The sequence below is a fragment of the Streptomyces sp. NPDC002573 genome (assembly GCF_042889625.1).
GTDB lineage: Bacteria > Actinomycetota > Actinomycetes > Streptomycetales > Streptomycetaceae > Streptomyces > Streptomyces gibsoniae.
The window spans coordinates 75,754-98,175 of sequence record NZ_JBIARC010000025.1 but is presented as its reverse complement, the minus strand read 5'-3'; the positions used below and the strand labels follow the sequence as shown (position 1 = coordinate 98,175).

Genomic DNA, 22,422 nt, shown 5'->3' with positions numbered 1-22,422 from the left:
AGCATCAGCCCCCCCAGAAACAGATGCCGCAAAGCGGGGGCCAGTACAGATGGCCGTGGCGCCTACTGTGGGTACGGCGGCTTTTTTACTCTGAACATTCGACCGGCAACGCGACACGGCCTGCTGGGGGGGAGGTCGAACGCTAAGGCCGGTGCAGCAGGCAATGCGATTCTACTGGCGCACCGAAAATGCCATACTCAATTTGAAGGCGCGGCCGAATTCGGCCAGAGTGCCCGGAATGCGCCGGGAACTTCCTCCATGGTCTTGGTCTCACCCATGGCCAACTGGAGAATATAGCCGGGCAGGATGCATATGAGCGCGGCGGCGATCGCCTCGGGAGACGCCTCGCGCGTGAGGGTGCCGCTCTGCTGGTGTTCGCGAATGACATCCGTGAGAGCGGATCGCATCTGAGTCATCAGGTCGACGAACTGCGCGGCCAGCGAGGGGTTCCGGAGAGATTCCGACCACGCCAGGACGGACAGTCCAGCGATGTTCTGCTCGGCGGTTTTGGTGTTCACGATATCGAGGACGTCGGCCATCAGGGCGCCGACGGAACTGCTGGGACGATTCCTGGCGGCGCTGTGAACCATGGCGAGGACGTCACGCATGTTCTCCTCGACGATCGCCGTGATGACTTCGTTCTTGCTTGCGAAGTGCCGATAAACCGCGCCCGCCGACAGCCCCGATTCTGTGAATAGGTCCTGCATGGACGTCGAGTGGAATCCGTCGCGCAGGAAACAGCGGCGAGCCGCGTCCAGGATCTGCCTACGGCGGGCCTCCATGTACTCCTGCGTGACCTTGGGCATGGATCCCTCCTACACGAAAAAAACGAACCTTCGTGTTAACTTAGCACGCCGAGCTGCTCACCACGCCCTGAGTCGACAGATTGCCCTGACCGCCCTCCGGCGCACGTGCGGTTGCGCGGGGCGCAGCAAAGGAGTGAACCCATGACGAGGAGGCGAGTGGCCATCACGGGCGCGTCCAAGGGCATCGGCCGCGCCCTCGCCGAGCAGCTGGCGGAAGAAGGTCATGCCCCCGTGGGCAGCGCCCGCAGTATATTCCCGGCGAATTCTACCTTTGATCTTGCGCAGTGTGCCGCCCTTCAGGGTGGTGGTGAAGCGCATCTCAGAACTGCTCTGACCTGCGGCGAAGCACGGGTTCGCAGTGTCCAGCTCAGCTTTCGGGGCGCTGTTGCCGCTCGATGTACTGCTGTGCGACGGTGAGCGGTGCCCCGCCGCAGCTTCCGGCGAAGTAGGAGCCGGACCAGATGTGCCCGGCCCACAGGTGGCGGCGGACGTGCGCGTCGTATTCCTTGCGCAGGAGCCGGGCGGAGACGCCCTTGAGGCTGTTGACCAGCTTGGAGAGCTGGACTTTGGGCGGGTGGTGCACGAGGAGGTGGACGTGGTCGTGTTCGCCGTTGAACTGCTTCAGGTCGGCCTCGGAGTCGTCGCACACGTCGCGCATGATCTCTTCGCAGCGCGTCAGCATCTCGTCGGTGAATGCTCTGCGCCGGTACTTGGTGGGGAACACCAAGTGCACGTGCAGGTTGTGGACGATGTGACGGCCGGTTCTGACGCCAGGATGAGGGTTTCATCGCGGTGACATGAACCAACTGTAGTAGAGTGATCACTGTGAGCGAACTCGGCCTGGTGAACCGGCAGTTCGGGCACCGTGCCCGGCTGGCGCTCAGCCCTGCCGAGATCCGGATCATTGACGACCAGGCACACGCGGCCCGCACCATGTGGAACTGCCTGCACTCCTGGTGGCAGATGATGCCGAAGGCCAAGCGCGGCCTCGCCGCCGCCGATGAGGCGATACGGCAGGCCCGCCAAGATCTCGACTACCTCGCCGAACTGCCGGCGCAGGCCGCGCAAGCAGTGCTGAAGACGTACTTCCAGAGCTGGAAGAACTGCTGGGAAGGCCGCGCCGACGAGCCGAACTTCAAGGCCCGGTTCCGCGCGGCCATGTCCGTGGACATCCCGCAGGGCCGGGACCTGAACATCGTCCGTGTCCACCGCCGATGGGGCATGGTCAACATCCCCAAGGTGGGCCGGGTCCGCTTCCGCTGGACCAAAGACCTCCCGGTGGGCAAGCGGGCGGACAAGGACAACCGGATCACCGGTGCCCGGCTGGTCAAGGACGCACTCGGCTGGCACATCATCTTCCGCGTGCGGGGCCTGGAAACCGCGCCGGAACCGCATCAGGGGCCGCAGGTCGGCATCGACGCCGGGGTGAACATCCCCCTCGCCCTGTCCAACAAGGACCACCAGGACCACGGGCGCCCGCCCCGACGTCCCGACGGCAAAGCCGACCGGGACAAGTGGCTCACCCAGAAGGAGAAGACCAAGCTCCTCACGCTGGAGCGCCAGGCCGCACACCAAAAGTCCTTCCGCAAGAAGGGGGAGAAGACCTCCCGCCGCTTGCAGCACACCTACGACCAGATCAAGCAGCTCCGAGCAAAAGCCACGCGACGAGCCGTGGACTGGCAGCACCGGACGACCACCTACCTCGCCCGCACATACGGCACGGTCGTGGTCGAACAGCTCAACATCACGAACATGGTCACGTCCGCTCGGGGCACCATCGAGGAACCGGGCAAGAACGTCAAGGCCAAGGCCGGTCTGAACCGCTCCATCGCCCAGGAGGCGTGGGGGCGGACGGTCACGATGCTGACGTACAAGACCGCCCGCTACGGCGGCCGGCTGATCAAGGTGCCCGCCCCGAACACATCCCGACGCTGTTCCGCGTGCGGCTTCACCACACCGGGCAGCCGGGAAGACCAGGCCACGTTCGTATGCAAGAACCCCGACTGCGGATTCCAGTGCAACGCCGACTGGAACGCGGCCCGGAACATCTTGCACCTGTACTGGACCGGCCACGCCATCGTGGAGGTCCCGGCCGCCGGAAGGCGCGGTCGCAGGGCGGGTAAAACCGTCAAGCCTGTCGCCGCAAGGTAGATGGGAATCCCCTTCCGGAGCTCGCGAAGGGACGGGAGAACTTCAAGAAGCCGACCTTTCCGTCCGATCACCGATCAGGTCTTGGGCGAGGTTACGGGCGCGGGACCGGTCGACGCCGTGGTCAACAATGTGGGTCTGGTGCGACCCGCGCCCGTCGGGGAGGTCGCTCTGTCCGACCTCGACGCGGTTCTCGACATGAACGTGCGCACCGCGGTCCAGATCGTCCAGGCCGTGTTGCCCGGCATGCTCGAACGGTCCTGGGGCCGCGTGGTGAACGTCACCAGCCTGGTCACCCTGGGGTTGCCCGATCGCACGTCCTACGGTGCGGCCAAGGCCGCCATGGAGTTCTTGACGCGAGGCTGGGCCGGAGAGCTCGCTGCACACGGGATCACCGTCAACGCCGTCGCCCCCGGCCCCACCGAGACCGAACTGTTCCGGGAGAACAACCCGCCCGGGTCGGCCGCGGCCGCCCGCTACCTGGCGGGTGTTCCCATGGGAAGGTTCGGGCGCCCGGACGAGCTCGCAGCCGCCATTGCCTTCCTGCTCTCCGAGAAGGCGGGTTTCATCACCGGCCAGATCCTGCGCGTCGACGGCGGTGCGAGCATCGGCCGCAACAGCGCCTGAGAACGCGGCCCCCGCACCGGTCTGTCCATCGCGTCCCCGGACTGCGGGGCGGTGTCGGTCACGGCCGCGAGCGTGCAGGAGAGTCGAGCACGCTGCCCGGCTCGGCATCGACATGGAGATCGTCCAACGCACCCCCGCGTCGGGTGTCGGGCGGTAGCTGGTCGCGGGGTGGGAGCGGGCGGTGCCTGTTGTGGCGCCGCTGGTAGGCGTCCACAGCGGCGAAGGCGTGGCCGTACGTGCCGTCGCAGGCGCGCAGCACGAAGCGCCGGGACTCCATGCGTATGCGCTAAGCGTCCTCGGCCCGGTTCATCGCAGCCTCATTGCCCCGCGATGGTGCGAGGGCAACGAACAACGGCATTTTGTGCAGCGGCGGAGGATCTCCCGCCAGGCCGAGCCGATGCCAGGACAGCCCCAACGATATCTTCAGCACCCGTCGCGCCCGCGTGATGAGCAGGACGGCGAGAGGCACCTCAACCAGCACGGCCGAGGCGGCGCTCGCCCAGACATCCGCCTTCCCCCAGCTCAGGGAAACGTCGAACCAGGCATCACACAGGAGGAGCGTGGCTGCCACGAACGACAACGGGACCAGGACCTGCCGTCTCAGCCACAGCGCCACTCCCGCACCGGCCAGTGTCACGAGCAGCATCACGTCGAAGCCCACCCACACCCAGGGCCAGTGCCGGGCCTCAAAGCGATCCGGCAGCGAAATCGCCAGGTAGACGGTCCACGGCACGAGCACGAGCACGCACATGCCGAGCTGCCGTAGAACCCGCCGTCGGCGGCGGAGCAGGGTGAAGCCGTCGGGCGAGAGTTCGTGGACCGTCGTATCGGTGGGGGCAGTGGGGTTGCTTTGCTCGCTCATCATTGCCTGTTTCTGCTGACGGTTGCCAGTCCGGCAATCCGCCGCCCATGGTGAATCGCCCTGCTGTTCGCACGGCACGGGGGCAACGCGTCGACGTCCGGCTGCGCCGCGAAGACCGTTGACAGATTTTTCATAGTACGGCGAGGTCGCATCCAGCCAGGCGCACGGTGTACTTCATCGCGGCGCCGTCGTCCTGACCGGCTACCTTCTCGGCGTAGGTGGCGCCGGCGGTCGGGACGAACATCGGAGCCGCGCAGGTCGTCCCGCTGGGCGGGGAGGTCGCGGTGACAGACGGGGAGGAGGGTCGGCCGGCGTTCGCCGAGCCGTTGGCCGAGCAGTCGGTGAGCAGAGTGATACTCACGGTGCTCGGCCTCGACGTCAACAACGTGTTGCAGCCCAGCCCTGGGGAGACGCGTTGCCGACAGTGCGGCGACGGACTCCTGACGTCGTCCAGGTCGCTGCCCGACCTACCGCGGGTGCCTCGGACGGCCGGGCTTAGACTCGATTCGCTGTGCCCTTGGGTAGGGCGCAAGGCGGGGAGTTGGTGTCCATGAGCGGGGAATGGGCGGGAGACGGGCTGCCCCCGGCGGCAGCCGCGCGCATTGCGGAGGTGCGTGGCAGCGGGACATGGTCCTCGGCCCTGTCCACCGGTGAGTTCGCCGCGCTGCGCGCGGTGGGGTTCGAGCCGGTGGGTCAGGTCATGGGTTCGGCCGTCTACCACGTGGGCCGCAGTGGCCGGTACTGGGGCTATCACGACTGTCTTTACGGGGGCATGCAGTACGCCTTCAGCAGCGAGCCGGCGCCCATCGCCCTCTCCGGACGGGGTGCCCCGTCCGCCGGGCTCGTCGAGGTGCTCGACCGGGCGCGTCGCTCGGCCCTGGACCGGATGACCGCCGAGTGCTCGGCTTTCGGCGGCGACGGTGTCGTCGCGGCACAGTTGACCGTGGCCCCCTTCGTGGCGCAGCCCAACTGCCTGGAGTTCAAGGTGATCGGGACCGCGGTGCGCGCGGCCGGGACGGTACGGGCGCCGGAGCCGTTCACCTGCCATCTCGACGGCCAGGGGTTCGCGAAGCTGGTGACCGCAGGATGGGTCCCGGTGGAGTTGCTGTACGGGATGTCCGTCGGCGTACGCCACGACGACTTCCGCACTCGCGCACAGATGCGCTCCTGGAGCAATACCGAGGTCAGCGGCTGGAGCGAGCTCGTTCAGGCGGTGCGTTCCGACGCCCGTGCGCATCTGTGGGCGCAGACGGGGCGGCGGGGCGGCGACGGCGTGATCCTCTCCGCGGGCGGCCTGCGTATCTGGGGCGAGTCGTGCATGCGCAGGAGCAGCGACGACCAGAAGGACCATGTGGCCGAGGCGACGCTGCTGGGTACCACCGTCGCCCGCTTCACGGCACGCGAGGAGCCGCCCCGCACACTCACCGTGATGCCGCTCGACCCGGAACGACGTCGGCGGACCATGCGCCGCACCGCCACCGATATGCGATGAGGGGAACCGTTCATGACCGTCTTCAACCCCGCCGACGGCACGTCTGACGGCATGTCCGCCCAGGGCGTGCCGGCCGATGCCATGCGGCGGCTGGCCGAGCTGCAGCCGGGCAAGCCGGGTTCGATCTTCACCAGCGACCTGTCGGTCAATGAGTTCCTGCTGGTGCGCGAGGCGGGATTCAGGCCCATCGGCCTCGTACTGGGCAGCTCGATCTACCACGTGGGCATCCAACTGGGCCGCTGGGGCAAGAACCAGGAGCTGACGACGCTCAGCCAGGCGATGTACCACGCCCGTGAGCTGGCGATGACCCGCATGGAGGCGGAGGCGGCCCAGCTGGGCGCGGACGGCATCGTCGGTGTGCGGCTGAGTGTCGAGGCCCGTGACTTCGGCAGCGACATCGCGGAGTTCATCGCGATCGGCACCGCCGTCAAGGCCGATCACCCGGCGCCGGGCAGCAACGGCGGCAGTTGGCGCAACCTCAAGGGCCAGCCGTTCACCTCGGACCTCAACGGCCAGGACTTCTGGACGCTCATCCGCGCCGGGTACGCCCCGCTGGGCATGGTGATGGGCACCTGCGTCTACCACATCGCGCACCAGCGCATGGGTCAGATGTTTTCCAACATCGGCAAGAACGTGGAGATCGAGCAGTTCACGCAGGCGCTCTACGACGCGCGGGAGCTGGCCATGGCGCGGATGCAGCACGAGGCGGAGGAGCTGCAGGCAGAGGGCATCGTCGGTGTGCAGCTCAATGCGCACAACCACCGCTGGGGCGGTCACACCACCGAGTTCTTCGCCATCGGCACGGCCGTGCGGCCCCTGCGCGAGGACCACGTCATCGAGCGCCCGACGATGGTGCTCAGCCTGGACGGCTGAGCGCCCGGCCCAGCAGACTCGGATCAACCGCACACCACGAGAGGCCCCCGCGATGACCTCGCCACACGAGCCTGTCCCGTTCGATCCCGACGGGGAACCGGACTCCATCGACCTGTTGACGGCCGCGCTGCGCAGGGACGCCGCCGACCTGGATGTCTACGCCCAGGTGCTCACCGGGACACTGGCGGACGCGCTGCCGCCGGGTTCCGTCACCGTCGAGCGCAAACGGGGCATGGCCGACCTGCTCGCTGGGCGGCCGGGTCGTGTCGAGCGGGTCGAGGTCTTCCTAGGCGAGCAGCGTCTCGTGCTCGACCTGGCAGGCACGCATCCCAAGGGCGAGGTCTGCAAGGAGGTCCGGGGCGTGGTGCTCTCGCGGCGCCCGGTGGCGCTCGACGAGTGGGTGCGGGAGCTCGCGATCGCGGTCGCGGCCCGTGCACAGTCCGACGCGCGGGCACGGGCGGCGCTGGAGCGACTCGTGCTCGGGGAGTAACGACACGGCGCCACCACGCCCGTGTCGGCAGCGGTCGACTCGCCCCTCGGACACTCGCTGTCCGGCCCCGCTGACGGGGTTGGACGTGCCGGGCCGGCAACCGCGCTGCCCCGCCGGGCGTCGGTGACGGCCCGGCGGGGCAGGGAACGGCGATCGAGTCAGCTCGTCGTGAAGGCGTCCAGGTTGAACAGGTCGCCGCTGCCGCCCTTGAAGACGAAGTACAGCTTGTGCGTCCCGCCCGGATCGGTCACCGGTGCGCTTACCGTCGTGAAGGCGCCGGAGGTGTTGCCGACCGTCGCCGTGCCGGCCAGCGGGCCGTCGGGCGCGTCGGTGTGGACCTCGATCGTGCCGCCTGCACCGCTCGACGCGGCCCGGAAGTCGATCTTGCTCACACCCTGGAGGTCGTACGGGTCGAACTCGATCCAGTCACCGTCGTTGATCGACGTGACCGCCTTGCCGCCCTCGGCGCCGGCGACGGAGCTCGTCTGCACACCGGACTGCGTGCGGAAGAACTCGGCCTGCCGGGAGTTGGGCTGCAGAACGATCTGTGTCGTGCCGGTGAGGTCGGGAACCCCGGCGGTCGGGGAGGTGTCGGTGTAGCTCGCGGAGAGGATGGCGTAGAAGTTGTCGGCGTCCGTGTGGCCCGCCGTGGTCATGGAGAACGTACCGCTGTACCCCGTGGCCTGCGAGAGGTTGTGGGAGTGCATGTCATGGCCGAGCGCGTAGCTGACCTGGACCTTGGAGCAGTCCACCGGGGTGCCGTCCGGGTCGGTCGCGTCGATCTTCCACGCGATCTTGTCCCCGTCCTTGAACGTCAGTCCGTTCGGGGGCTGGGAGAACGACAGCACCGGAGCGGAGTTGCCCACCGTGACCAGGACCGCGGCGACACCCGTCCGGCCGCTCGGGTCGCTGACCGTGAGCTTGGCGTGGTACTGGCCGTTCGCGGTGTAGGTGAACGACGGAGTGGCACTCGTGGAGTCGGTCTTGCCGTCGTTGTCGAAGTCCCACGCGTAGCTGAGCTTGTCGTTCTCCGGGTCGGTCGACCCCGTGCCGTCGAACTTGACCGTCAGCGGTGCCTTGCCCGACGACGTGTCGGTCTTGATCACCGCGGTCGGCGCCTTGTCGCCCGGCGCGTACTCGATCTTGTAGAGCCCGGCGTCCAGCGAGCCGCCGAACCACGCGCTGCCGTAGTCGAGCACGTACAGCGAGCCGTCCGGGCCGAACTCGGTGTCGATGGGCTCGACCAGGTTGGCCCAGTCCCTGCCGTTGGTCAGGGTGTCGATGGACTGGATCTTTCCGCTGCTGTCGGACGAGATCGGCTTGATCCAGTGGGCACCGAACTCGTAGGCGAAGAACTTCCCGTCATAGCTCTGGGGGAACTTGACCGAGGACTTCAGCTGCGAGTCGTAGTTGTAGACGGGGCCGCCCATCGGCGCGCCCTGGCCGCCGAGCTGGGGGAACTGCGGGTTGCCCGCGTAGTGGTTCCAGATCCAGGCCGGCTGGGCCGGCGGCAGGTCCTTCAGCCCCGGTGCGGTTGTCCACCCAGCGATGGCCGTGCACATGGAAGGTGTGGAAGAAGTCGCCGTGGGTGATCACGACGAACTCCACCCGCTCGCCGCGAACGGCCTTGAACGTGGGGGTGTTGGGGGCGGCCCTGTTGTTGATCGTCATGTCGTTGAACACGACCGTGAACTGCTTGTCGGGCAGCACATCGCCCTTGCGCCGCACCACCACGGGGCCGTACAGCCCCTTCTTGATCCCGCCGGTGCCGTGCTCGGTGCCCACGTTGTGATCGTGGTAGTGCCAGTAGCCCGCGCTTCCGGCCTCCCATGTCCCGTCGTGGCGTTTGCCCGGGGCGTGGGTGCGCCAGATGTAGGTTCTCCGCTCGCCCGGCTGCACGACGCTGTCGTTCATCTTGGTGCCGTCGCTGGCGACGTCGTAGTCCAGGCCGTGCACATGCAGACTGGCGGCGACGTCGAGGTTGTTGACCACCTCGATGTTCATCGTGTCGCCCTCGGTCAGCTCGATGAGCGGGCCGGGAAGCGTCGCCTCACCCGGGCGCAGGCCGTAGCCCATCTCCCCGTTCGGCAGCTTCTCCATGTACAGCGTCAGGGTGCGGACGTCGCCGCCCTTGTCCGCCGCGGCGGCCTTGTCCGAGGTCGCGGCGACGGCGCTGCCGAGCACCGCGGGGGCGACGGCCGCCGCCACAGCTCCAGTGGCGAACGAACGCCGGGGCAAGAAGCGTCGCGCGCCTACGCCTGAGTCGGTCATCGCTCTCCAATCCGCGACAGGCGTGGGTGCCTGACGGCGTTTCGTGGTCGTGAGGTGCGCCGCCCCCGGCAACGCAGCATCCGGACACGGCGGAACTCGAGCCCGGCTGCGTCGTCGAGACCACCGCCGAGGCGGCTCGTCACCTCGCCCGCGTGGACGCCGACCGCATCGGCGTCTGTCTGGACGCCTGCCATCTGGCGGTCGGCTTCGAGGAGCCGGCCGCCGCACTCGCCCGCCTGGACACGGCCGGGCTGACGGTGGTCAAGACCCAGGCATCCTGCGCCCTGCAGGCCGCCGATCCGTCCGATCCGGAGACACGGGCGGCACTGGCCCGCTTCGCCGAGCCGCGCTTCCTGCACCAGGTCCGGGAGCGAAGCGGCCCCGCCCCGGGCCGTGGACGACCTGGACGCCGCTCTCGCCGGCGGGCTGCCCGGCCGCGATGCCTGGCGCGTCCACTTCCATGTGCCGCTGCACGCCGACCCGGAGCCGCCGTTGACCACGACCCGCCCCGCACTGGAGGCGACCCTCGCCGCCCTGCTCGGCGGGAACACCGCCCGCACCGCACACGTGGAGGCCGAGACCTACACCTGGGGGGTGCTCCCCGAGGCCGTCCGGCCGCAGGGCCCCGGCGCACTCGCCGACGGCATCGCCGCCGAACTCGCCTTCACCCGCGACCACCTGATCTCTCTCGGCCTGAAGGAGGTCGCCCCGTGAGCCCTGAGCCTCTACTCGTCCTCGACGTCGTGGGCCTCACCCCCCGGCTGCTCGTCCACATGCCCCGGCTGCGCGCTCTCGGCGAAGCGGGCTTCACCTCGCGCCTCGACACCGCCTTCCCCGCCGTCACCTGCACCGTGCAGTCCAGCCTGCTCACCGAGCAGCCCGCCACCGGCCACGGCATCGTCGGCAACGGCTGGTACTTCCGCGAGCTCGGCGAAGTGTTCCTGTGGCGGCAGCACAACGCGCTGGTGGGCGGGGAGAAGCTGTGGGAGGCGGCGCGGCGCTCCCATCCCGGCTACCGCGTGGCCAACATCTGCTGGTGGTACGCCATGGGCGCCGACGTCGACCTCACCGTCACCCCCCGGCCGATCTACTACTCCGACGGCCGCAAGGAACCCGACTGCTACACCTATCCACCGCAGCTGCACGACGAACTCACCGCAAAGCTCGGCACATTCCCGCTGTTCACCTACTGGGGGCCGACCGCCTCCCTCACCTCCTCCCGGTGGATCGTCGACGCCGCCCGGCACATCCTCACCACCGAGGCCCCCGACCTCACCCTCGTCTACGTCCCCCACCTCGACTACGACCTGCAGCGCTACGGGCCCGACGATCCCCGTGCCGCCGCCGCGGCGGCCGACGTCGACCGGGTCCTCGCCCCGCTGCTCGACGCCGCCGCCGCACGCTCGGTCACCGTGGTCGCCCTGTCCGAGTACGGCATCACCAACGTCTCCAGGGCAGTGGACATCAACCGCGTGCTGCGCCGGGCCGGGCTGCTGCACGTCCACACCCAGGACGGCATGGAATACCTCGACCCGTGGACGTCGCCCGCCTTCGCCGTCGCCGACCACCAGGTCGCCCACGTCTATGTCGCCGACCCGGCCGACACCGAGCGCGTCCGCGAACTGCTGGCCGGCACCGACGGCGTGGCCGACTGCCTCACCGAGGCGGGCAAGAAGGCGTACGGCGTCGACCACCCGCGAGCCGGCGACCTCGTCGCCGCCGCCGAGCCCGACTCGTGGTTCACCTACTACTGGCTCGACGACGACCGCGCCCCGGACTTCGCCCGTCTGGTCGAGACCCACCGCAAGCCGGGCTACGACCCGGCCGAGCTGTTCATGGACCCCAAGGACCCCAAGGTCAAACTGCGCGCCGCCGCGGCGCTCGCCCGCAAGAAGCTCGGCATGCGCTACCGCATGAGCGTCGTCCCCCTGGACCCGTCCCCGGTGCGCGGCAGCCACGGCCGCCTGCCCGGCCACCCCGACGACGGCCCCGTGCTGCTGTGCTCCCGGCCCAGCGAGGCGCGCGACCACTACGACGCCACCGAGGTCAAGGACCTGCTGCTGCGCCTGGCCGGCATCACGCCGAGCGCCTCCCCGGCCACCTGACCCTCACGACCCCTGACCCCTCAGCACCGCCCAGCGACGAACCGACCGGAGGAACCGAGATGCCACGCCCGATCACCCTGTTCACCGGCCAGTGGGCCGACATGCCGTTCGAGGAGGTGTGCCGGCTGGCGGCGAAATGGGGGTACGACGGGTTGGAGATCGCCTGCTGGGGCGACCCTTCGAGGTCGACAAGGCCCTGGCCGACGACGACTACATCCCGCGCCGCCGCGCCCTGCTGGAGAAGTACAACCTGCGCTGCTGGACGCTCTCCTGTCACCTGACGGGCCAGGCCGTCTGCGACCACCCCATCGACGAGCGCCACCGCGGCATCCTGCCCGCCCGCATCTGGGGCGACGGCGAGCCGGAAGGCGTCCGGCAGCGCGCCGCGCAGGAGATCAAGGACACCGCGCGGGCCGCTGCCGCGTTCGGGGTGGATACCGTCGTCGGCTTCACCGGGTCCTCGATCTGGCACACCGTGGCGATGTTCCCGCCGGTTCCGCCGGAGATGATCGAGCGCGGCTACGCGGACTTCGCCGAGCGCTGGAACCCCATCCTCGACGTCTTCGACGAGGTCGGCGTGCGCTTCGCCCACGAGGTCCACCCCTCGGAGATCGCCTACGACTACTGGACGACGGTGCGCACCCTGGAGGCGATCGGCCACCGGGAGGCGTTCGGGCTCAACTTCGACCCCTCGCACTTCGTCTGGCAGGACCTGGACCCGGTCGGCTTCCTGTGGGACTTCAGGGACCGCATCTATCACGTGGACTGCAAGGAGTCGGTCAAGCGGTTCAACGGGCGCAACGGCCGCCTCGGCTCCCATCTGCCGTGGGGGGACCCGCGCCGCGGCTGGGACTTCGTCTCCACCGGGCACGGGGACGTCCCCTGGGAGGCGTGCTTCCGGATGCTCAACTCGATCGGGTACGGCGGGCCGATCTCGGTGGAGTGGGAGGACGCCGGCATGGACCGCCCGGCCGGTGCCCCGGACGCCCTGCAGTTCATCCGCGCACTCGCGGCGATCGAGCCGTCGGCCCAGTCCTTCGACGCGGCGTTCACCTCCGGTGACTGACGACCGCATCGCTCCGGCCGAGGCCTGACCCCGGCGGCGACCGGCCCGGCGCCCGCTCAGGGCCGCCGGGCCGCGCATCTGGTGTGGGCCCTTGCCGAAAACCTCGTCCGCGCGGATCAGGCCGTGCCGGTCAGTTGCGGCGGCGCGCCGCCTCCTCGAGCCGCTCGACCAGTTCCGCAGCCATGGCCTTGATGGTCTCCAGCCCCTTGCGCCCCCACGGTTGCGGGTCCTGGTCTACCACGCAGATCGTGCCGAGCACCACGCCGGTGCTGTCTATCAGCGGTGCGCCCAGGTAGGAGTGGACGCCGATCGCGTCGACCACCGGGTTTCCGGCGAACCGCGGGAAGTCCCGGATGTCCTCCAGCACCAGCGCCCGGCGGCGCTTGACCACGTGCGGGCAGATGCCCATGTCGATGTCGCGGGGCATGACGCGGCCGGGCACCGGATCCTCCAGCAACGGCGCTCCCACATGCACGGTGGTGTCCTGAGCGGCGCTGTACAACCCCGCGTAGTACTGACGGTCGGCGTCGAGGAAGAAGTTCACCCCGGCGTAGCAGCCGCCGGTACGGTGTGCCAGCTCCCGCGCGAAGGCGTCCAGTTCCGCGTCCGGGCGGGCATCGATGCCGAGCTCACGCAGCCGCTCGGATCGGGCACGTCCCTGTGGGTCTTCCGGGGGGAGAAGCAGATGGCGCAGGGCGATCCCGGCCTCAGGCCCGGATGAGGGGTTGGTCGGTGTCGCTGCCATGGGAACTCCTTGTCGTGATCAGGTGCTGGATCAGTTCGAGCAGCACGCGGATGCCCGAGTTCTGGACGCGCGCGTCGCACAGCACCACCGGCACCTCCTGCCTGAGGTCGAGCGCGCTCCGCACCTCCTCCGCGTGGTAGCGGTGGGCGCCGTCGAACTCGTTGACGGCGACGACGAAGGGGATGCCGCGCCGCTCGAAGAAGTCCACCGCCGCGAAGGAGTGCTCCAGCCTGCGGGTGTCGGCGAGGACCACCGCCCCGAGCGCTCCCTCCGAGAGTTCGTCCCACATGAACCAGAAGCGCTCCTGTCCGGGCGTGCCAAACAGGTACAGGACATGGGACGGACCGAGCGTGATCCTGCCGAAGTCCAAGGCCACCGTGGTGGTGGCCTTGTTCTCCACTCCGTCCAGTCGGTCCGTGGCCGCGCTGACGGCGGTCAGCATCTCCTCGGTGCTCAGCGGCTCGATCTCGCTGAGCGCGTTGACGAAGGTCGTCTTTCCCACGCCGAACCCGCCGGCGACGAGCACCTTGATTCCCACCGGCAGGACTTCGGCGGGCAGCGGGTCACAGTCGTTTGAGGAGGCCATCACGTACCGCTTCCAGGAGGTCTTGATCAGGTCGTGCGTAGTGGTCCGGGGACGGCGGGGGCGGGTCACCTGCGACCACCGCGCCTCCCTCCGCCAGATCGGACAGCAGCACCTTGACCACGGCGGCGGGCACATGCATCCGGGCGGCGACCTCGGCGACGCTCACCGGCTGCGCGCACAGCGCCAGCACCTGCGCATGCTCCAGGCCGAAGGCACCCTGCGTCTGGACGCCCGTGGCCCGCACCATGGTCACCAGCGTGAAGTGGGACGTGGCCCTGGTCCGGCCGTCGCTCACGGTGTAGGGACGGACCAGCCGCCCGACCGCTTCGTCGACCAGCGGTCCGTCTGGGAGGACCGGCGTCATCGGTTACCCCACCGGGTGCCGGGGCGGCGTGGCCAGGTGCGGACGCACGCTCTTCACCATCATGCCCATCTCGTAGCCCAGCACGGCCGCGTCCGCGTCGCGTCCGGCCAGCACCGCCAGCACCGCGCCGTGCCCGGCGGACGAGACGAACAGCAGCGAGGTGCTGAGCTCCGTCACTATCTGCCGCACGTCACCGCCGTCGTCGAAGCGCCGGCCCGCGCTGCGTGCCAATGAGTACAGCCCACTGGCGAGCGCGGCCAACTGGTCCGCGGCGTCCTTGTCGAGCCCCTCCGCCGCCTTCACCAGTCCGTCCGAGGACAGCAACAAGGCGCTCCGGGTGTGCGGCACCCGGCTCACCAGACCTGTCAAGAGCCAGGAAAGGTCTTCGCTCGCCACGATCGTGTACTCCTCTTCGACAGAAGGAAACGGTTTGCTGGACGGGGCCCCGACCCTTCGGGGCGGCCCTCGGCTGTCAGGGCGTCTCCGCTTCCTCGGCCCTGCGTAGTCCGGTCTGGAACGCGGCCATCAGGCCCGGGTCGTGTGCGGTGTCCTCGGAGGAACCCTCGCTGCGGACCGGGTGCGGCTGCTCGGCGGCGTGGTCCCGGCGATGGCGCTGAGGCAGCCGCGGACGGTCGCCCTCGCTGTCGGAGGGCGCCGGGGCGGGCTCGGGTTCGGAATCGGACACGCGCGGATCCGCAACGACGCTCGTCACTGTCGCCCGGGGGGCCGCAGCCTCGGGCTCCACCGGTTCGTGTGGCTCCGCGTCAGGGATCACGACCGCGTGAAGCTCGGGCGCGGGAGCCGCCGACTGCGGGCCGAGCAGTGCCGTGGGCACCACCATGACGGCCTGAGTGCCGCCGTAGACGTTACTCTGCAACTGCACGGCGATGTCATGCCGCTGGGCCAGCACGGAGACCACGTACAGACCGATCCGGCCGTCCTGCAGCAGCTCGCCGAGGGCGACCTTGTCGGGTGCGCTCAGAACGGTGTTCATCTGGTTGCGCTCGGCCGCGGACATGCCCAGGCCCCGGTCCTCGACCTCGATAGCCACCCCGGCCGCGACCGGTTCCACCCGCACATGCACGGTGGTCTGGGGCGGGGAGAAGACCGTCGCGTTCTCCAGCAGCTCGGCCAGCAGATGGACGACGTCGACCACGGCGTGGCCGTTGACCGTGCCGTCGATGGGCGGGACCAGCTTGACCCGGGCGTACTGGTCGATCTCGGCGACGGCGGAACGCAGCACGTCGGTCAGGCCGACGGGACGGGTCCACTGGCGGTGGGTGTTCGCGCCGCCGAGCACGGCCAGGTTCTCGGCGTAACGGCGGATCCGGGTGGACAGATGGTCCACCCGGAACAGCCCCTTGAGCAGGTCGGGGTCCTCGACCTCGTTCTCCAGGCTGTCGAGCAGGCCGATCTCGCGGTGCACCAGGGACTCGAGCCGGCGCGCCAGATTGGCGAACACCTCGAACTGCTCCAGCCGGGAGCTGTGTTCCGCGCCGAGCGCCCCGGCGGCGGTCTCCAGCAGGGCTGCCTCCGCCTCGTGCCGGGCCGCGGCGATCTCGAATCCGAGTCGGGACAGTTCGTCCGGGCCGGTCTGCGGCGGCAGTTCCGGCCGGCGCAGTACGGGGGACTCCCCGGCGCGCAACCGACGACGCAGCGACTCCAGTTCGGCCCTGCCCTCGGCCGTGGTACGGATCAGCTCGGCGAGCTCGGCCCTGTCCTGGGCCGTGGTGCGGATCAGCTCGGCCAGCTCGGCACGGTTCCGGTCAGCCGCACGGGACAGCTCCGCCCAGTGCTCGGTGACTGCTCGTGCCTCCGCCGACGCCCGGGCACCCGCGATTCCGGCGGCCACGGCGCCGATGAGGACCACACCGCCGAACATCGCGCCCTGGTCCGCCCGGTCCAGGTGGTTGTCACGGACCAGCGCGGTGGCCGCCGCACCGACCACGGTGACCAGGCCCGGCGGCAGCACGGACCACAGCACCTGACGCCGCCTCAAGGACACGGCTCGTGATTCGGCCGTCACCCGGGCGGTCACGGGCGACGTCGGCCGGTCGTCCGGCGGCGTGGAAGGATCAGGCATAACAGTCCCCGGACAGTACGATGATCGGGCTGATCGCGCACGTTACCGCGCACCAGGACTCCGGTGTCAGCCCCCTGGCACGTACAGAGATCGAACCGTGATTGCCTGCCTTGTTCCCGGCCCGGGGACGGAGGAGCGACCGGCTTGGCACCTGGGGCGGCGGGGGAGCGGCGGGTCCGCTTCGAGCCACCGCTCGTCGACGTACCCCCGCCGGCATCGAAACCAGGGGCGTGTCCGTTTGCGATCCAGTTGTAAATCGTTTGCGCAGTCCCGGTGACGGGTGTTCAGGCTGCCGTGGGGGAGGGGACAACCGATGACATGGCGGAGGCTGGACGTCGTGACGATGAAGCGGACGCGAGACGACTGGATCCTCCGGCTCCCCCTGAACCAGAGCCCGGTTCTCCAGGCTTGCTTCATCGCCTGAGGTTCCGGTGGCAGTGGCAGTGGCTGAGGACCTTCGCCGGTTGGTGGAACCCTCAGAAGTTCGCCGGGGCCGTCGCCGTGGCGCTGCTGGCCGGTCTCGGGGGCAACTACATTCCCCAATGGGTCGGCGGATCGGGTTCCGGGTCGGCGCCTCAGCCGGGTCCGGACGGTTCCCCGGACATCTGCCACTACTCCGTCAAGGACCACCGGCTGTATGCCGGTTTCAGCACGACCATGACCGATGAGACGGACATCGCCGGCGGGAGCAACGACGATGTCCGCGAGGTGCAGTGTCTGTTGCTCCACATGGGAATCTCGCCGGGGGCCGTGGACGGCAGCTTCGGAGCGGGGACACAGAAAGCGGTCGAGAAGGCCCAACGCCGCGGTCACGTGAAGGCGGACGGCAGCGTCGGGCCGCAGACGTGGAAAGTCCTTCGGGCCGCGAAGTGATCCCTGAACAAAGGCGCCCATGAGCGACGATCGATCAGGTCCTGCGATCAGGCCGGTTCTCTGGCGACGACCGTTCCCTCCCGTCAGTGGTAGGCGTGCACGACGGCATCGCCCTTGCCGCGGCCGATCATCCACCGGTTGACCGGGGTGGTCAGTGCGAATGCCAGGAGGAGGGAGAGGGCGAGGGAGACCCAGTCGCAGTGGAGCAACGACACCCCGCCGGGCAGCTACGGAGACATGCTGTCCCTCGCGACGGGCTGCGTCTGGATCGAGTCCGTCGTCGTCACGCCCAAGGGCACCAGCCCGACCGCCCGGACGCCCTGCCTGCGGTGAACACGTCGAAACCGTGGGGCGGGCTGATCCGGCCCTCGCCTGTTCGCGTGATGCCGGAGCCACAGGCGGGCGTGATGTGCTCCTCTGGGCCCCGGCGGAGTCCGCGGCCCTCGGCGCGTCGCAGAGGGGACCGGCGGCCGGGCGCCGCCTCGGGCTCCAGTGCGACCGTGAAGGCGAGGACCTCGCGGGCCGTCTGCTCGCCGGAGGTCGGTTCGTCCGTGGAGGGGCCTCTTCCCTCACTCGCTTGGGCGGCTACGTCGAGGGGCCGTCCGGGGCCTGCCGTCGATCCCGCCCGGTATCAAGAGAGCCTCAGACACAGGGCATCGCACATTTGGGTGAGGGTCGGGAATTCACCGCGTGGACCTGGCGGGCGGGCTCGATCCGATCGTTGTCGGTGGTGACCGTTACGGTCGGCACCGTGAATGCACAGCGAGGGGGCGCGGCTCCGGTGAGGGAGTTCGCGGGTGAGTTCGAGATCCATCTGACGGTTCGGCCGGACGCCGATGCGGACGGTGAGGAGCGGATACGCCTGTGGGCGCAGCGCCACGGCTTCAAGTACACGCGCATCGTGCTGGACCGGGGACGCACGCCGGACCAGCCCATGCTGACACGCTCCGGGCGAGGCACGCTGGACGCGCAGTTGGCGACGGCCCGCGAGTGGGCCGATCGACTGCGTGGCGACGGGTTCCGTGTCGCACGGGTGAAGGTGGAGGGCGCGCCCTGGAACGCCGATGTCCCGGAGACGGACAGCGAGGCCAGGGCTCTTCCTGAGGGCTGCTACTTCGAGCACCACGTCAAACTGATCCTGTCGGGTCAGGCGCAGGTGGCCGCAGTGCGGGCGCTGGCCGAGTCGCACGCGGCCCACGTCTCCCGAAACGCCCGCCGGACCACGGAGGGGGGTCGGCACGAACGCTTCGTCACCCAGCGATGCCGCGGCGTCGGCCGCGCGGAGGCGGGCCGTCGCCTCGATGCCCTCCTCCTCGCCCTGGGCGAGGCCGGTCACCCGGTCGTCGAAGTGGAGCGGGAATTCGTCGTCCACGACGACAACCCGGCTGTGGACGCCGGCTGGATCGAAGGCGAGCCGAGGGTCGCGTGACGCACCCCGACCCCACGGACGGGCACGTCCCACCACCGACCACCGTCGACCGCCGGGCGGCCCGGCGCGCGGCGTTGGACCACGTCCTCGCCCTGATCGCGGACGCTCCCTGGAGCGGAAGCCTCCTGCTGCGCGGAAGCATGGTCCTGCCGGCCTGGGTGGGAAGCGCGGCGCGCGAACCCGCCGACCTCGACTGGGTGGTCCTGGAGGACGCCGTCGGGATCGACACGCTGGATCCCTACCCGTACGTCGACCTGTTCGCCACGGTGCAGCAGTGGCCTGAGGCGGCCGACGGCGCCGCCGCGTACGAGATGTGGACATACGAGGAGTTCGGCACCGACGGCCGGCGGCCGATCCTGCCACCGGAAGGGCTGCACTGGCTTCACGCCGAGGAAGCGGTGGAGCCTGGCCCGCCGTATCTGGACCTGCTCGACCGCGTGGCACAGTCGCCGGAGGCCGGTCGGGGTGTGTTCCTCGCCGCTGACGGCGCGCGGGTGGACGGCACTTGGACCTACGCGGAGTACGACACGCCGGGAGTGCGCCTGATCATCCCCTGGCATGCCGAAGGTCTGCCGGCGGGCGAGGTACGGCTGGACTTCGCCCGAGACGAGCGGCTTCCCGAGCCCCCGGTGTGGACACTCGTACCGCGAGGCGACGGCGGACGGCCCACGGCGGTGCGGACGGCGAGCCGTGAGCTGTCGCTGGCCTGGAAGCTGCTGTGGCTGCGGACCGACAGCCGGGGCGGTGGGCGGGCGCGAGGCAAGGACCTGTACGACGCGGTCCTCCTCGCCGAGGCGGACGGCGCGCGACTCCCACCGAAGCTGCTGCGGAAGGTCCTGGGCCGCGCCACGGACTCGCGAGCGGAGGACTTCCACCCGGCCGCGGTGGCCCGGTGGGAAGTGGACTGGGCGAGTTTCCAGGACGAATACCCCGGTGTGTCGGGGAGGGCGGAGGACTGGCTCCGTCGGCTCGTCCGGGCCCTGGAGACGATGTTCGCGGAGTCCCCGCCCACGCCGCCCCGGTCTCCGGCGCCGTAGCCAGTGGGGCAGGGAGCAACTCGCTTTCCGGCTGGACGATTGCTTGGAATGATCGGCACGGCGATCGAAGCGGTCGCCGGGGGAGAGGGGGGTGCGCGGTGACCGGTTCCTGGGAGAACTTCGGGTGGCGCAGCGTCAGGGTGCCCGGGGCCCCACTGGACGACGAGACTCGTTCTCGACTCGACCTGCCCTCGACGCTGCGCCCCGTGACGGACGCGCGCCTTGTGCAACGTCCGGTGTTCGACCCCGCGCTCAAGCAGTACAGCAACGCCTACCGTGCCGCCGATCCCCGATTCACCGATCCGGAGCTCGAACGGTCCTGGCACACGGCTCGGCGCACCGCGATCGCCCTGGTCCTGTCCGCGATCGCGGACTCGCCCTGGGCGGACTCGCTCGTGCTCCGCGGAAGCGTGCTGCTCCGGGCCTGGTTCGGGGACGTCGCACGAGAACCGGGGGACCTGGACTTCGTCGTCAGCCCGCCGTCGTGGCGGATCGAGGAGCCACGGACCGACACCATGCTCACCGGCGTGGCCCAGGCTGCCGAGGCGGCGGCTCTCCACGGTGCCGGCACGGTCCGGATCGCCGCGGCGGAAGCGGTCAGCGACGACATCTGGACCTACGACCGGGTACCCGGTCGGCGTCTGGTCCTGCCCTGGACCTCCGAGGGGCTGCCCGGCGGAGTCGTACAACTGGACTTCGTCTTCAACGAGCACCTCCCCGTCGACCCTGAGCCCGTGCTGCTTCCCTCGTCTCCCGGCGGCCCGGACATCCTGCTGAACGCGGCCACCGCCGAACTGTCACTGGCCTGGAAACTCATGTGGCTGCTGTGCGACATGCATCCGCAGGGCAAGGACCTCTACGACGCCGTCCTGCTGGCCGAGCACACGCCGCTGCGTTTCGAGGTGCTGCGGCAGGTCTTCCTCGCCGCGGAACCGTCCGACGGGTGCCGCCCGGCGGGGTCCGCGGAGATCGCCGGTCTGAGGGGGACCGTCGAGTGGGAGCACTTCGCCGCGGAGTACCCCGACACACCGGGAAGCGAGAGCGACTTCGTCGACCGTCTGGCCACCGCCCTCGCACCGACCTTCGCAGCGGTCGAATCCACCGGAGAGGGGGAGGGCGATTACGCGCGCCACGCTCGCTGGCTGGAGCCCCGGACCCGGGAGTACCGGGAACTGCTGCACCGCAAGAGCATGCGCACGGTGCAGAAGACCATGCACGCGGCCGGTCTTCCCGTGGTCGCGGCCATCGTGATCACCCGGGAGCTCCTCGGTCCGGACCGTCACAGCGTCGAGGACGCACGCGCCGTCGTATGGACCGATCCGGCCTGGGAGAGGATGGCCGACGCCTACCGGCGCGCCGGAGGAGACCGGTTCCTACGTCAGGAACTCGACCGACTGTAGGAACCGCGGCTGACGCGCAGGGCGGAGCCGTGGCGGAGGAGGGGCTCGCCGCGTCACTTCGCCTGTACGGGCACTCTCCGACACGACATCACCCGACTGGCGGAAGGGCTGGTCTGTCGGGCCGTTGCCCGTCCGGAGCCAAAGGACATGCCCGGCCGGGAGCCGCTCGTGCCTTCGTGTGCGGCATCGGGGGAGACGACGGCGGCGCCCCGCGAGGACCGGCGGGGCGGCGCCGCCCGATGCGTCCCTAGCTCATGATCTTGCTTTTCACGTGATCGACACGCGGGTCGATCGGTAAAGGATTAGCGTGGAACGCGGACATCCCTTCGGGGTCCTCACAGACCGGAACCCCGGCCCGATTCCGGCGGGCCGGGGTTCTCGTTGTGTGGGCACCACTAGTGCCCCTGTCAGTCGTCGAAGCCCTTGTTGCGGTGCACGATCCGGATGCTGCCAACCACACCGTGCTTGACCTTCACACCGCCGCGGACGCGGCCGGGGAAGAGACCGTTGCTGGAGCTGTGGGGACCGACAGTGGCGATGGGAGCGCCGTTGTCGCAGGTCGCACCCCTGAAGACCTCGACGGTCTTCTTGCTGTCGTTGCGGACGTTGAGGCTGTTCGCACCGAGGCCGCTGACGACCGTGATGCAGCTGGCCTCGTGGGGGGAGTACTCCCGCTCGTTGACGAAGATCTTGCCCTCGCCCTTGTGGTGCTCCTGCTCCTCCTCGTTCTCCTCCTCGCCGCCCTCGTGGCCCTTGGAGTTGTCGTTGTTGTTGCCGTAGTTGTTGTTGTTGTTGCCGTTGTTGTTGCCGTTGCCGCTGTTGCCGTCGGTGTAGGCCGGGGCGCCCGCCGCCGGAGCAGCGGGAGCAGCGGCGGGAGCCGGGGCCGCGACAGCGGGCGCCGCCTGAGCCGGCTCCGAGGCGGCGTTGGCGTAGGTGATACCGGTGGCCACCAGGGCCGCGCCGGCCGCCAGCGCGGCGGTCACCACAGTGGAACGCGTTGCCATGTTGCTTCTCCTGTCTGAGAGACGTCGGCTGTGAGCCGATGCGAGATTGAACGTACAGATCATCTTCTTGTATGTCATATCAGACATGCTGAAAATATGACGAAGAATCCGTTTGGAGTAGTGGTGGCGCTGACGCCCCGTCATGCAGGGCTCGGAGTCCA

Annotated in this window: 23 protein-coding genes and 3 pseudogenes; 12 read left to right on the top strand and 14 right to left on the bottom strand. The window is 69.4% G+C overall.

The window, feature by feature from the left end; translation table 11 throughout:
• Positions 1-197: 197 nt before the first annotated feature.
• Positions 198-806: a TetR/AcrR family transcriptional regulator gene (locus tag ACFYX0_RS23620; RefSeq protein WP_355919273.1), complete on the bottom strand. Its 609-nt coding sequence runs from the start codon at positions 804-806 to the stop codon at positions 198-200.
• A gap of 367 nt (positions 807-1,173) precedes the next feature.
• A pseudogene (gene tnpA, locus ACFYX0_RS23615) lies at positions 1,174-1,572 on the bottom strand (IS200/IS605 family transposase); the annotation flags it as partial.
• Positions 1,573-1,631: 59 nt separating this feature from the next.
• Here tnpA and ACFYX0_RS23610 point away from each other — a divergent pair.
• Together ACFYX0_RS23610 and ACFYX0_RS23605 are read left to right on the top strand one after the other, a co-directional pair.
• Positions 1,632-2,957, top strand: a complete 1,326-nt coding sequence (locus ACFYX0_RS23610; RefSeq protein WP_388972884.1) for an RNA-guided endonuclease InsQ/TnpB family protein — start codon at positions 1,632-1,634, stop codon at positions 2,955-2,957.
• Positions 2,958-3,038: 81 nt separating this feature from the next.
• On the top strand, positions 3,039-3,581 hold the full coding sequence (locus ACFYX0_RS23605) for an SDR family oxidoreductase (protein WP_388972882.1): 543 nt from the start codon (positions 3,039-3,041) through the stop codon (positions 3,579-3,581).
• 58 nt (positions 3,582-3,639) lie between these two features.
• Here ACFYX0_RS23605 and ACFYX0_RS23600 read toward each other — a convergent pair whose 3' ends face one another.
• The 3 genes from ACFYX0_RS23600 to ACFYX0_RS23590 all read right to left on the bottom strand — a co-directional run bounded on the left by ACFYX0_RS23600 (position 3,640) and on the right by ACFYX0_RS23590 (position 4,804).
• The gene (locus ACFYX0_RS23600) at positions 3,640-3,858 is read right to left on the bottom strand and encodes a hypothetical protein (RefSeq protein ID WP_355919282.1); all 219 of its coding nucleotides are present in this window, start codon (positions 3,856-3,858) and stop codon (positions 3,640-3,642) included.
• A 9-nt stretch (positions 3,859-3,867) separates the two neighbouring features.
• Positions 3,868-4,446: a hypothetical protein gene (locus ACFYX0_RS23595; RefSeq protein ID WP_388972880.1), complete on the bottom strand. Its 579-nt coding sequence runs from the start codon at positions 4,444-4,446 to the stop codon at positions 3,868-3,870.
• A 127-nt stretch (positions 4,447-4,573) separates the two neighbouring features.
• Positions 4,574-4,804, bottom strand: a complete 231-nt coding sequence (locus ACFYX0_RS23590) for a hypothetical protein (protein WP_355919288.1) — start codon at positions 4,802-4,804, stop codon at positions 4,574-4,576.
• Between the two features lie 189 nt (positions 4,805-4,993).
• Between ACFYX0_RS23590 and ACFYX0_RS23585 the strand changes: the two genes are divergently transcribed.
• The 3 genes from ACFYX0_RS23585 to ACFYX0_RS23575 are packed head-to-tail and all read left to right on the top strand — an operon-like array spanning position 4,994 to position 7,298.
• Complete coding sequence (locus ACFYX0_RS23585; RefSeq protein WP_388972878.1) at positions 4,994-5,935, top strand: heavy metal-binding domain-containing protein; 942 nt, start codon at positions 4,994-4,996, stop codon at positions 5,933-5,935.
• A 12-nt stretch (positions 5,936-5,947) separates the two neighbouring features.
• The gene (locus ACFYX0_RS23580) at positions 5,948-6,808 is read left to right on the top strand and encodes a heavy metal-binding domain-containing protein (RefSeq protein ID WP_355919294.1); all 861 of its coding nucleotides are present in this window, start codon (positions 5,948-5,950) and stop codon (positions 6,806-6,808) included.
• Positions 6,809-6,860: 52 nt separating this feature from the next.
• Positions 6,861-7,298 carry a hypothetical protein gene (locus ACFYX0_RS23575; RefSeq protein WP_355919297.1) on the top strand — a complete coding sequence of 146 codons (438 nt, stop codon included), beginning with the start codon at positions 6,861-6,863 and terminating at the stop codon, positions 7,296-7,298.
• Between the two features lie 158 nt (positions 7,299-7,456).
• Here the strand turns inward: ACFYX0_RS23575 and ACFYX0_RS23570 are convergent, their stop codons facing one another.
• Positions 7,457-8,728: a carbohydrate-binding protein gene (locus tag ACFYX0_RS23570; protein WP_388972876.1), complete on the bottom strand. Its 1,272-nt coding sequence runs from the start codon at positions 8,726-8,728 to the stop codon at positions 7,457-7,459.
• Complete coding sequence (locus ACFYX0_RS23565) at positions 8,661-9,569, bottom strand: multicopper oxidase domain-containing protein (protein WP_355919307.1); 909 nt, start codon at positions 9,567-9,569, stop codon at positions 8,661-8,663. Before ACFYX0_RS23565 ends, ACFYX0_RS23570 begins: the two co-directional genes overlap by 68 nt.
• A gap of 393 nt (positions 9,570-9,962) precedes the next feature.
• Here ACFYX0_RS23565 and ACFYX0_RS23560 point away from each other — a divergent pair, with 393 nt between their 5' ends.
• The 3 genes and pseudogenes from ACFYX0_RS23560 to ACFYX0_RS23550 all read left to right on the top strand — a co-directional run bounded on the left by ACFYX0_RS23560 (position 9,963) and on the right by ACFYX0_RS23550 (position 12,740).
• The gene (locus tag ACFYX0_RS23560) at positions 9,963-10,283 is read left to right on the top strand and encodes a hypothetical protein (protein ID WP_355919310.1); all 321 of its coding nucleotides are present in this window, start codon (positions 9,963-9,965) and stop codon (positions 10,281-10,283) included.
• Complete coding sequence (locus ACFYX0_RS23555; protein WP_388972875.1) at positions 10,280-11,674, top strand: alkaline phosphatase family protein; 1,395 nt, start codon at positions 10,280-10,282, stop codon at positions 11,672-11,674. The genes ACFYX0_RS23560 and ACFYX0_RS23555 overlap by 4 nt, the downstream gene beginning before the upstream one ends.
• Before the next feature lie 59 nt (positions 11,675-11,733).
• Positions 11,734-12,740 (top strand): annotated as a pseudogene (locus ACFYX0_RS23550) (sugar phosphate isomerase/epimerase family protein).
• Between the two features lie 130 nt (positions 12,741-12,870).
• On the opposite strand, the gene ACFYX0_RS23545 reads toward ACFYX0_RS23550, so the two are convergent.
• From ACFYX0_RS23545 to ACFYX0_RS23525, 5 genes are all read right to left on the bottom strand, one after another.
• Positions 12,871-13,485, bottom strand: coding sequence for a GAF domain-containing protein (locus ACFYX0_RS23545; RefSeq protein WP_355919316.1), 615 nt, complete (start codon positions 13,483-13,485; stop codon positions 12,871-12,873).
• Positions 13,448-14,071 (bottom strand): ATP/GTP-binding protein, encoded by a 624-nt coding sequence (locus tag ACFYX0_RS23540; protein ID WP_355919334.1) that lies wholly within the window; start codon positions 14,069-14,071, stop codon positions 13,448-13,450. The genes ACFYX0_RS23545 and ACFYX0_RS23540 overlap by 38 nt, the downstream gene beginning before the upstream one ends.
• Entirely contained in the window at positions 14,049-14,435 is a 387-nt protein-coding gene (locus ACFYX0_RS23535) for a DUF742 domain-containing protein (protein WP_355919319.1), read from the bottom strand. Before ACFYX0_RS23535 ends, ACFYX0_RS23540 begins: the two co-directional genes overlap by 23 nt.
• 3 nt (positions 14,436-14,438) lie before the next feature.
• Positions 14,439-14,831, bottom strand: a complete 393-nt coding sequence (locus ACFYX0_RS23530) for a roadblock/LC7 domain-containing protein (protein ID WP_355919322.1) — start codon at positions 14,829-14,831, stop codon at positions 14,439-14,441.
• Between the two features lie 76 nt (positions 14,832-14,907).
• Positions 14,908-16,419: an ATP-binding protein gene (locus ACFYX0_RS23525; RefSeq protein WP_355919325.1), complete on the bottom strand. Its 1,512-nt coding sequence runs from the start codon at positions 16,417-16,419 to the stop codon at positions 14,908-14,910.
• A gap of 507 nt (positions 16,420-16,926) precedes the next feature.
• On the opposite strand from ACFYX0_RS23525, the gene ACFYX0_RS23520 reads away from it, so the two are divergent.
• Positions 16,927-17,391: a peptidoglycan-binding protein gene (locus ACFYX0_RS23520; RefSeq protein WP_388972873.1), complete on the top strand. Its 465-nt coding sequence runs from the start codon at positions 16,927-16,929 to the stop codon at positions 17,389-17,391.
• Between the two features lie 83 nt (positions 17,392-17,474).
• Here ACFYX0_RS23520 and ACFYX0_RS23515 read toward each other — a convergent pair.
• Positions 17,475-17,585, bottom strand: a pseudogene (locus ACFYX0_RS23515) (DUF4396 domain-containing protein); the annotation flags it as partial.
• A 557-nt stretch (positions 17,586-18,142) separates the two neighbouring features.
• On the opposite strand from ACFYX0_RS23515, the gene ACFYX0_RS23510 reads away from it, so the two are divergent.
• The 3 genes from ACFYX0_RS23510 (at position 18,143) to ACFYX0_RS23500 (ending at position 21,257) form a co-directional block, all read left to right on the top strand.
• A complete protein-coding gene (locus ACFYX0_RS23510; RefSeq protein ID WP_388972871.1) occupies positions 18,143-18,820 on the top strand; it encodes a hypothetical protein in 678 nt (225 codons plus the stop codon).
• Complete coding sequence (locus ACFYX0_RS23505; RefSeq protein ID WP_388972869.1) at positions 18,817-19,857, top strand: nucleotidyl transferase AbiEii/AbiGii toxin family protein; 1,041 nt, start codon at positions 18,817-18,819, stop codon at positions 19,855-19,857. The genes ACFYX0_RS23510 and ACFYX0_RS23505 overlap by 4 nt, the downstream gene beginning before the upstream one ends.
• Before the next feature lie 206 nt (positions 19,858-20,063).
• A complete protein-coding gene (locus ACFYX0_RS23500; RefSeq protein WP_388972867.1) occupies positions 20,064-21,257 on the top strand; it encodes a nucleotidyl transferase AbiEii/AbiGii toxin family protein in 1,194 nt (397 codons plus the stop codon).
• 407 nt (positions 21,258-21,664) lie between these two features.
• Here the strand turns inward: ACFYX0_RS23500 and ACFYX0_RS23495 are convergent, their stop codons facing one another.
• Positions 21,665-22,261, bottom strand: coding sequence for a hypothetical protein (locus ACFYX0_RS23495; protein WP_388972865.1), 597 nt, complete (start codon positions 22,259-22,261; stop codon positions 21,665-21,667).
• Between the last annotated feature and the right edge of the window lie 161 nt (positions 22,262-22,422).

Excerpts from the sequence above, each read along its gene's own strand:
- ACFYX0_RS23620 (WP_355919273.1), bottom strand. The coding sequence starts at position 806 with ATGCCCAAGGTCACGCAGGAGTACATGGAGGCCCGCCGTAGGCAGATC.
- ACFYX0_RS23585 (WP_388972878.1), top strand. The coding sequence starts at position 4,994 with ATGAGCGGGGAATGGGCGGGAGACGGGCTGCCCCCGGCGGCAGCCGCG.
- ACFYX0_RS23540 (WP_355919334.1), bottom strand. The coding sequence starts at position 14,071 with ATGGCCTCCTCAAACGACTGTGACCCGCTGCCCGCCGAAGTCCTGCCG.
- ACFYX0_RS23545 (WP_355919316.1), bottom strand. The coding sequence starts at position 13,485 with ATGGCAGCGACACCGACCAACCCCTCATCCGGGCCTGAGGCCGGGATC.
- ACFYX0_RS23565 (WP_355919307.1), bottom strand. The coding sequence starts at position 9,569 with ATGACCGACTCAGGCGTAGGCGCGCGACGCTTCTTGCCCCGGCGTTCG.
- ACFYX0_RS23580 (WP_355919294.1), top strand. The coding sequence starts at position 5,948 with ATGACCGTCTTCAACCCCGCCGACGGCACGTCTGACGGCATGTCCGCC.
- ACFYX0_RS23495 (WP_388972865.1), bottom strand. The coding sequence starts at position 22,261 with ATGGCAACGCGTTCCACTGTGGTGACCGCCGCGCTGGCGGCCGGCGCG.
- ACFYX0_RS23535 (WP_355919319.1), bottom strand. The coding sequence starts at position 14,435 with ATGACGCCGGTCCTCCCAGACGGACCGCTGGTCGACGAAGCGGTCGGG.
- ACFYX0_RS23570 (WP_388972876.1), bottom strand. The coding sequence starts at position 8,728 with ATGGGCGGCCCCGTCTACAACTACGACTCGCAGCTGAAGTCCTCGGTC.
- ACFYX0_RS23600 (WP_355919282.1), bottom strand. The coding sequence starts at position 3,858 with ATGGAGTCCCGGCGCTTCGTGCTGCGCGCCTGCGACGGCACGTACGGC.
- ACFYX0_RS23595 (WP_388972880.1), bottom strand. The coding sequence starts at position 4,446 with ATGATGAGCGAGCAAAGCAACCCCACTGCCCCCACCGATACGACGGTC.
- ACFYX0_RS23575 (WP_355919297.1), top strand. The coding sequence starts at position 6,861 with ATGACCTCGCCACACGAGCCTGTCCCGTTCGATCCCGACGGGGAACCG.